This is a genomic window from Thermoflexibacter ruber (assembly GCF_900113045.1).
Lineage (GTDB): Bacteria > Bacteroidota > Bacteroidia > Cytophagales > Thermoflexibacteraceae > Thermoflexibacter > Thermoflexibacter ruber.
Genome location: NZ_FONY01000076.1, coordinates 1 through 9,751, shown reverse-complemented (window position 1 = coordinate 9,751; position 9,751 = coordinate 1). Strand labels below are relative to the sequence as shown.

The window sequence follows — 9,751 nt, the reverse complement described above, 5'->3', positions numbered from 1 at the left end:
GTTCCAAAAGTTTAGGAAATAATGCTAAGTAGTTCTTCTTGACTATTTTATACCAAGCCTTCTCAGAATCGCAAACCATTTGACCGACAAGATTTAGACAAATCACTTCACTATCCGAAAAAGTTGGTTTAGGTCCCGAACGTTCAACTAACTGACCGACTTCTTTGTAAATTTCATCTATAATGAAAAAAGTAAGGGTCAGAAAATCTGATAAATTTAACTCTTTTATATTATCTTTGAATACTGAATCAATTGCGATTTGGTGCATAGGTTATCTCTTTTTATGGTTGCACCTTAGAGATAACCTTTTTTACTGAAAATTCCAAACTAGCACAATCGGTTTGCGTAGTCATTTTCTTGTGTAAAGTGATAACGATTTTTAGGTTCAAAATCTTTGAAATCAGCATCTAACATTGGCACATAAATAAATTGCCAATTTTGTAATTCTCCTAAACTTTCAAATTCTTGTTTTGAAACAGTTGGATATTTCAGTACGATTTTGCGTAATTCATTCCAATCATTTATGCTTTGTTCATTCCAATATTTGCCTTTTACTTTGGCATTTATCCAATTATGGCAATAGATGTTATTTTGTTCTATTTCCATAATCTTATCATTTTCTTGCGGTTCTCTCCCTTCTTCAAATTGTGCTTGTGCTATTAAGCCTTCAAATTCTTTTAGGCACAAATAATTTGAAGTATCAAAAAACTTGATATGTGGGGCAATTTCTTTGTCGGCAAAAATATACACTTTGCTATTTTTAAAGTGGGTTCGGTTAATTCTGCCAATGGCTTGAATTACCTCTTTGGCTACAAAGTTTCTATAATCTTCTGTGGAATAAAGACTTCTATGCACCTCTTTTGGGAAGAAAATATCAAACCGCCTGTCTTTGTAATAGGCTTGTTTGAATGTCTTTTTGATTTCATAGATAAGTTGTTGATAAAAGATTTTATTTGACTGAAATAACATTTCAGCCTGAAAAATCCTTTTATTTACGTCAAAGTCGCTTAATTCTTCGGCATTGATATTTACCAACAAATTACTTGGCTTGTCTAAATAAATTGCATCAAAATCTTTGAATTTATCAGGCATATAGCCTTCGGGTGTGTAAGTTTGTTTGATTTTGCCACTTGCAAGTAATTCGTCAAAATTATCTATGCTGTATTGAATATTTTGCCCCGCTCCCAAAGTGGCATAAGTTGTCATCAAAAACAGTTTTTGCCCTGTTTTCAATGTTGCTAAAATCTCCTCTTTTTTGTCCTCAAAATCTTTTGAATTGAGTACCCTAAAAGATTTTTTGATGTCAAACTCGCCTTTTTCACTCTGAAACAAACTTTCCTTTTGGTGTTTTTGCACGATTGCCGTAAAAAGCATTTCCAATATGCTTAATTTGCAATTTGATTTTTCTTTATCAGTAGGGTGTGTATTCAAAAAACACAAGAAGGACTGAATATTATCATTGTTAATAAACTCTTGGAAAACTTTTGCGATTTTCAGGTATCTTTTCAGTTCAAAATTTTGACTTTTAGTGTTTTCATATTTTTCAAGTTCTGTTAAAAGTTCGTTGGTGGTAATTTTATCAAATGCAAAATTTTTGAGTGTTTTTTTCCAATCCTCCACACTTAAAAATTCTGCTTTTACGGAAACATAGTTCTCGTTTCGTTTAGCAAATTCAGATTTTAGTGTTTGTATTTCAGTCTTATCTAATTCTAAAAAGTTATCACCTAAGTTTTTCCGCAAATATTTCAAATCATAGTTTCCTATTACAGTTTTCATTTTTGCCGTAGCGGAAATACCCACTACCAAATTATGGTTGGCTAAATCAAGCAACAGTTTTTCGGGGGTTCGGTCAAAGTCCGTAATGAAAATTTTAGACTTGGTATCGTGCATTTCGCTATCTTCAAAATCGTAATAGCGAAAACCATTGTTGTAGAAACTAAAATCATTTTTAGGTTCAGTTTCTTGATTTTTCTGTTTGTTCTGAAATTGTTTAACTTGAATACTATCTAACAAATAATCTTTCTGTTCTTTGGTTAGTTTAAGTTCATCAAAGAAAGAACTTAATGCACTTTCAAAACTAAAATCTTCTGTATTTGGATTTTCATTCTTGATTTGTTGATAGTTTTCGGCAATCAATTTCGCACCGCCTTTAAAATAGTTGATAAAGCCTTTAATGGCTGTCAAAAACTCGGTTACGCTTGGTTTATCTTTTCTTGCTTTGTCTGCCTCTACAAAGTGAATGTTGTTAATCTGTTCCTCATCATCTTGTTGCAAGTAGATAAAGTTTTTTTTATCTCCCACAATCGTATGGTATTGGTAATCGTGAAAAAGGAAATTTTTTTGATTACTCAGTCCAAAAGTTTTAACCGAATAGTTAATATTATACTCTTTGTTAATCTTGATAGCCTCGTTTTTAAGGTTATCAATAATTTGGGCAATGTCTTGTAAATCAGTATTTTTCTCTTTTTTCTTCTCCCATTTTTGGGAATTTTTGCGGTAAATTGTTGGAATAGTTAGGGAACTAAAACTACTATAGATTTGCTCAAACAAACCAATAATATCTACCCGTTTTTTGAGTTGGGTTTCAATGATGTTTTTCAGGATAACCTCTTTGCTTGCATCAAATTCATCAATAAAAATGAGTGCATTTTTCAAAAAATCCTTATCAATGAAGTAATAAGATTGTTGTATAATTGGGCTGTTTTTTACCAAAAATTTATCTACACTCAAAAAGAAAATCTTTTTTTCAAAACTCAATGACGCAGGATAAACCTTTGCTACCCATAGAAAATTTTTGTCATTTTTAAGTAGAGCAATTCGTTCTTCTTTATTTTCTCCATTTTCGTAGAAAAGGTTTGAAAGGATTTGTCTGAATGCAGGCTCGTTTTCCTTTTGTATTTCTGTTTTAATTCTTTCAGAAAGTCGGTTAGATGTTTCATCTTTCTTCTTGGAAAGGCTTTTAAAATCGTTGATATTTCTTCTCAAAGTTCTAAATTCTTGACTTTCTTTGATAAATTCAGGTATTTCTTTTTCGTTAGGAATTAGATTTTCAAGCACGCAATCCGAATTTGAATTAATGAAAACCACATCTTTCTCAAAATCAGCCAAACGATTATCTTTCTCAAAGAATCTTTTGAGTAAGGTGTCGTGTGGAAGATTTTTTTTGAGTTCGGTTAGAAAAATAATTTTCTTATCTGACTTTTGATAATTTTCGTAAATGAATTTCAGAGTTTCGTAAGTCTTGCCGAAACCTGTTGGTAAGTCAAGTAATAAAAGTCCTGTTTTTTCAGGGTTTGCAATGTCGCAGTATTTTTCAAGCAAACTTGATATTGTCATTTTATGTTTGGTTGTCGGTTTGTGTTTGTAATTGCCTGCAACGAGAAAATGTTTGCGAAGGGCGGGATTTAATAGCAATCCCTTGCCCAACGCACAAAGTTTATAAAAAGCACAAAAGCTAAAATTACGCACATCAGCCCGCCTTTTCGCAAACATAATGTTGTGTGTCGTTGTTATTGTTCCGCACTCACTAATTTGCTTTCGGCTATCTCTTTGGCAAACTCAAAGAACAAATCTACGGCTTTTGTAAATTCAAAAGTTTCTTTGCTGTTGTCTAACTTAATAATGTTACGTTGGTCTAACTCTTTCAAAAACTTTTCTATGCCTTCTTCTTTGAGTTTGATAAGTTTGAAAATGTCGCTGTACGTTGAATTGTCTAAAAGGGTTTGAATTTCAAAAACCGAAAAACTACCGTTTTCTATGCGGTCTTTGATGTCCCTACCTTGCAAGTTCCATTCATAGCAAAGAATTGATAAGATAACCGTAAATCGTTTTGAAAATTCTTCGCCTGTGCTTTTTGATAACAAATAGGCAAATTCTTTCCTTAAAACCAATTCATAACCAAAACTTTCTTTGAAAAAAGCCTTGTAAAAATCTTGTTCTTTTGTCAAAGTATCAAAATAGACTTCGTTCCAAAGGATAAATTTCCCTTTGAGCAAGTCATTGACTATCTCGTAGTGATTTTTGGGTGTTTCAAAAGTCATTTTCTCAAAGTTTTAAGGTGAATTTTTGGCACTTCCAAAATCAAGTCTGTTAAACGAATTTCAACCTTTTCAGGCTCAAAAACAGTGTCTAATTCTATCTGAAAGTCTTTTTCAAATTCTTCGTCTAAAAATAACAAAGAAGAAACTGCAAAAAACTTTTCGGTATTGATATTTTGTGTTGCTGTTTCCTGAAATTCTGTTTGTAAAGACGTATAGCACCATTGGAAAAAGTTATCAATCGGCAAATCTTGAATGAGTTTTTTCTTGTAATGATTTTTGGTTTCCAAATCAAAAAACCAAGTATCAAAAACTTCATTTTCAGTAGGTTTTAACACAAAACTCTCGTCTTCTTGCAGTCTTTCCCACAAAAATTTGGCATCTTGTCCAAAACTTTCCGAATACAAAGTATGGTTTAGTCTTGTGTTTTCAAAAAAGGCTATTTGTGGCAATTCTTCCGTTTTTTTCAAACCTAATGCTACTTGCCTTATGTCTTCCAAATAAGCAATAGCACCTGTTAAAATTTGGCTTTCACTTTTGATACGTTCCGCCAAGGGCAAGAGTTCTTTTGAGATGATAGCCGAATTTTTCAGCACTTCATCAATGATACTTTTTGAATGTATGTATAAGGTGGTGAATTGATTACGAATTTCAAAACGTGGATATTCATACTGCTGTCGGCTTGCAAAATCACTTATTCGGGTAAGTTCCTGATAAACAGAATGTGGATTTTCACGTTCCAAAATATCATTCAAAGGAATGATGTAGTTCTCAATCCAATAACTTGCCTTGCGGGCTTTTTCTAAATAATCAATTTGGAAAAGATTACTTTTGAGTTCTCTTGTTTCCTTCAAAAGTTGTTGGGTTCGGTTTTCTATGATTTCGCTAAATTCTTCTATTTCACTTACTAAACTGTTTATCAAATCATTAACTTTGTTATGCTCTTTTTCTTGCAAAAGCAATGTGTAATAATTAGCAATAGAAACTCTATATTTATCTACGCTTTCGTGCAAAGGCATAGAAAAATCACTGAACAAATGCGATAAAAACTTCTCATAAACCGAAGGCAAATTGTATTCATTATTGCATTGTTCTCTTACAATTCTGTATTCTTTTAGGGTATCAAAAGACACTCCAAATTCTCTGCAAACGTCTTTTAGGGTTTCTTCTTTGATGAAAAAATTAGTTTGTTTGGCAATAGAAAAAAGCCTATGTACAAAGTCATAGTTACGGTGTAAAAATCCTAATATGCTCTTTCCGTTGATATTCATAGATTTATGAATAGGCTTTCCTGTTCCAAAAATTTCTGTTTGGTTTGCAAATCTCTACAAATTCTCAAAACAGTTTCGTTTTGCGAAGCCAATACGTTTTTTGATGCTTTTTGCCCTTTTTTGCGATTTAGCGTAATTTCTTTGGCGTATTGCTCAAATAGCAAATCGTAATTTTCAGGTACGAAAAAACTTGTATTTTCAAAAACAGATTTGCATTTCAAGTATTCGTTTAGCCCGATATAGTCATAGTCTGAAAAAACAAGCACTTTATTTGTCTGTATTTTCTCTAATAAGTTCTTGCCAATTCTTCCATAAGAATGAACAAAAACATAGTCTTGCGAAATCACTTTTTCGGCTTGCAAAAAACTTTCTTTGTTTTCCACAAAGCACAATTTTTCAGTTTCCAAACTTTCTAATACACAAGCAAAAAAGCCAAATTTTTGCGTATATTCTTGTAAATCAACAGTTTCATTATTGATTTTAACTTGTTTATTTCCTTTCAAAAATACAATTACTGATTTTTCTTTGCTTTTCTTGCTATTCTTAAATTTGGCAATACTACTTGCTCGGTCTGTAACTTCAATTTCTGCATTAGGAAATTTTTTAGCAAACCAATTTTCAAAAACTTGCCTTTTTTCTTGGTTCAATTCATAAATATAACCACGCCCTACGCTTGATTTTAGCACTATGCCACTATCCAACATATTTTGAAAGTCGTTGCACTCTAAAAAAGTTTTTGGAACTGATTTAGATTGCAGTTTTTCAGTTTTGAGTAATTGAAAATATTTGAGTAAGGTTTCAGTCATTGTATTTTCTGGTTTTGCCTGTGTGGGTTTCGTCCAAAACTACCTTTCCTTTATTTTCGGGTGAAGGTCGCATAAAGTAGTATTTTTCAAAGCCGTAGCCCATAATATTGGCGGCGAAAATGGTGATAAAACCATTGTCTTTGCAGAATTGTATCAATTCACCAATATTTTTTGGGTCAATGGTAAGTTCATCAACAAAGAAAACTACCTTATTTTCTTCGCTATCCACTTTGAAATATTTGATAATGAGCAAAAACAAAATCAAGTTTATCATTCGGATTGTGCCTGTACTTTCGTTTTGTTTTTTCAAGTCAATTTCCTTTTTGCCACCGTCTTCGTACAACGCATCAATTTTGATACTGAACAGTTCCGCAAATTCATAAATTCTTGATTTGGCACTGTTCAAATACTCATCAAGTTTTTGTAAGCCTTGTTGCTGTTCTTGGTCATTGGTATCAAAAATAAGTTCTTGGGTTTGCCCAATATTTAGTTTTTCTACCTTGCTTATCAAAGTAAGTTCTTTGATAAAACTTTCATTATCAATGATTTTTATTGTCATTTCTTTGATGCGTGAAATAGGATATTTCCGCACCCAATTATTGAACTCACTAATAAAATCTCGTTTGAACTCTTTGTATTCTTTCAAATAAGCCAAAACAGGGTGAATGATTTGGTTAGAAATAATTTTCAAATGCTCCTGCTTTTGTTTTTCTCTTTCGGCAATGGCTTCCAATTCTTTGCCTACATTTTCAATAAAATCTTTTTCGTAGGCATATTCTCGCCCTGATTTGTTTTTCAGGTCATTGAAAAGGCTGTTTTTTGTCCTTTCCAATTCTTTGTAATTATAGATTTGCTTACGAAAATCGGCTAAAAACAGTTCGATATCCGAAACGGGAATATAGTCGCAAATCAACTCGGGCAATTTGTCATCTGCAAAAATCTTGTTGTTTTCCACAAGTTTCGCCAATTCTTTTTCGTAATCTGTTTTCTGTTGGTTGTATTTTTTAATCAGTTCTTTATTGTCCTTAATTTGCTTTTTAATGGTTTCAAGGGCTTCGCTTTTTTCGGTAAGTTGCTTGTTAAGGCTTTCAAGTTCTGTATTTAAAGCCTTGATATTGTTTTCGTTGGGTTCTTTGAGTTTTACCTTTTCAATCTTTTTGTTTTCATCATCTCTCTCATTGATTTTGCTTTGAAGTTCTTTTTTCTTCTTTTCAAAATCAATGCTGTATGGCAACGCCTTTTCCAATTCGGAAATTTCGTTTTCAGTTTGCTCTAATTCTTCTTGCAATTCTGCAAGGGTTTTAATTTGCTTTGGGTTAATGGCTGAAATATCAATTTCACCATCAAAAATCTTCAACAAATCAGTAAAATTGGCAATCTTTTTTACCAATTTCCCTTTATCTAAAACATCTTGCGAAAGCAAGGCATTGAGTAATTTTTGCTTTTCCATATCTTGCGTAATATTGAAAAGCAATAGTTTTTCTTTGCCTTCTATGTTGGTTGTAAGGCTCTCTTGTGCCTTTTTTAAGTCGGCTAATTTTTTGCGGATTTGTGCTTCTGAAAGTTGGTTTTTGGCTACGTTCTGCAAGTAGTAATTAAGTTCTTCAATCTGCTTGTTTAGACTTTCAATCCGTTCTTCAAAAGTTTTAATCAAACTTTCGGTAGGCAAATTGAAAGGGTTGAGCAAAGCAATTTCACGTAAAACAGTTTTTGAGTTTTCAATGCGACTTTCTCGGTCTGAAATATCTTTTTCTAATCCACCCACTTCTCTATCCAAAATAGATTTTTTAGGTTCTATTTCATCATTTAACCTTTCATAGATACTTGCTTGGTCTTCTGCGTGTTTGATTTGAAGTTGTAAATCTTGGGTACGTTTGCTGAAATACTCATTAAAAGTATAGAAAAGTTGTCCTACTTTTTCCTTTTGGACTTCAAAACGCACCAAACAATCTTTAAAGGCTTCAAAATCTTTTTTGATGCTTTTAAAAATTTCTATGTCTTGATGGATTTTTTTTAACTGAACAAGGCTATCTTTTTTGGTGTTGTCTGCAAAAACTTTCAAAACGGCATTTTTGCGATTATTGGCAATTATCAAAGCCTTTTGCAGATTTTCGGCATTGATAGATTTTGAATTTATCAAGTGTTGATAAATTTCTGCAAACATTTCTCTGCGTTGAACTTCGTTTTTGAGCCAAACAACGGCATTTTTGCTTTGGTCAAAACTGTAAAACTCATCAAATAACTTGGCTTTGTCTAATTTTCGGTAATTGATACCACTGCTCAACAAATAATCGGTAAAAGCCTGAAAGTCTTTGATTTTTCCATTTTCTTCAAAAAAAGTCAATTCGTCAAAAGGGAAATCTATTTTGTAGTATTCCAATTCATCAACTTTGCGTTTGAGCAAAATGCAATAATATCCGCCTGCTTTCTTTTTGAAATTTTCAAAAACGATATAACTGTTTTTGTCGGAAGGGAAAAGGTGGTCAAGGGTTTGTTTGAAGTTGTATTTGTCATTGTCAAACGACATATATTGTTGCTTGATACAATACAAAAAATTGAGTGTGTCAATCAGCGTAGTTTTGCCGATTTGGTTTTCGCCTACCAACTGAATAGAATTTTTGTCAAGTGTAATAACTGCTTTTGCGTGCTTTTTAGAGTTGAAAATCGCAATTTTTGAAATCATTTTGGCTTGTTTTTATTCGGTTTTAGGTTTTCTACAATGACACACAACGGTTTCGGGCTTTGCGTTCGGGCGGGTTTCGGAGCACAAAGCTTAAAATTATTACTAAAGTTCATTAGAAGCACAAAGCTCTAAGCTTGCACCTCACCCCGCCTGACGCAAAACCCGTGTTAGCACTCGTTTTTCTCATCCGAGATATTGTTTTAGTCTGTCAATAAGCGAGTTAAATGGGTGTCCGTTTTGTCGCCATATTTGCTCTGCGATTTTCACCTTTCTTCTTGTGTCTTCAAAAGCAAGGTCAATGTCGCCTGAAGAACTTAATAATTGTTCAAATGTCTTGTCTTTCTCTACTACGTTGGAAAGAAGTGAGCCAATATTAAACTGGCTATTCAAGTTTGTTTTTATAAAGTCCGCTGTCGCAAGTTCCCAGTTACTTGGTCTAACTAATACAGACACCACATAATTTCCTTCATTTACTTGTTCTACCGCTTTTCTCGCTTGTGATACTGCAAGTTTTAAACTTTTGTCCCAATTTGTCGGTGAAAGAGATTTAAGTTCAATATAGAATGATTTGGAATTAGCAGGATTGGTTATTACCACATCTTGAGAGCCGACTCCTTGATAAGTAATATTGTAAGGAAGATTTACTGAATTAAATGCTTCAATGAAAGCTCTTTCTACCGCTTCGCCAATCTTTTTCTTGAATTCAAAATCGTCTTGCTCGTCTTTTAGCTGTTGTGCAAGATTCTTAATTTCTTCAATACTTATTGATTTGGCTATTTCAGCAATTTCTGAAAGTTGTGTCAGACTTATTCCTGATTCGGCTAATGCAACCAAGTCATTAAGTTTTTCCTTATTAGATAAACGTGAATTATTTTACATTTTCTTGAATAAATACAATTTGTTTGTCCTCTAATTTTTGTGGATATGCTTTTATGTTTGGTGTTTTTTCCAAAA

7 protein-coding genes are annotated in these 9,751 nt (G+C 32.7%); all 7 read right to left on the bottom strand.

Annotation, left to right across the window (positions count from 1 at the left end; translation table 11 throughout):
• Positions 1-268: hypothetical protein (locus BM141_RS21515; RefSeq protein ID WP_091549511.1), on the bottom strand; the 268-nt coding region annotated here is incomplete at its 3' end.
• A 59-nt stretch (positions 269-327) separates the two neighbouring features.
• Positions 328-3,336 (bottom strand): hypothetical protein, encoded by a 3,009-nt coding sequence (locus BM141_RS21510; RefSeq protein ID WP_143091062.1) that lies wholly within the window; start codon positions 3,334-3,336, stop codon positions 328-330.
• Between the two features lie 173 nt (positions 3,337-3,509).
• Positions 3,510-4,040 (bottom strand): condensin complex protein MksE, encoded by a 531-nt coding sequence (locus tag BM141_RS21505; protein WP_091549509.1) that lies wholly within the window; start codon positions 4,038-4,040, stop codon positions 3,510-3,512.
• Positions 4,037-5,308: a hypothetical protein gene (locus BM141_RS21500; protein ID WP_091549508.1), complete on the bottom strand. Its 1,272-nt coding sequence runs from the start codon at positions 5,306-5,308 to the stop codon at positions 4,037-4,039. Before BM141_RS21500 ends, BM141_RS21505 begins: the two co-directional genes overlap by 4 nt.
• Positions 5,305-6,114, bottom strand: coding sequence for a hypothetical protein (locus tag BM141_RS21495; RefSeq protein WP_091549507.1), 810 nt, complete (start codon positions 6,112-6,114; stop codon positions 5,305-5,307). The genes BM141_RS21500 and BM141_RS21495 overlap by 4 nt, the downstream gene beginning before the upstream one ends.
• Complete coding sequence (locus BM141_RS21490; protein WP_091549506.1) at positions 6,107-8,797, bottom strand: coiled-coil domain-containing protein; 2,691 nt, start codon at positions 8,795-8,797, stop codon at positions 6,107-6,109. Before BM141_RS21490 ends, BM141_RS21495 begins: the two co-directional genes overlap by 8 nt.
• Before the next feature lie 183 nt (positions 8,798-8,980).
• Positions 8,981-9,631, bottom strand: a complete 651-nt coding sequence (locus tag BM141_RS21485; protein WP_091549505.1) for a hypothetical protein — start codon at positions 9,629-9,631, stop codon at positions 8,981-8,983.
• Positions 9,632-9,751: the final 120 nt, after the last annotated feature.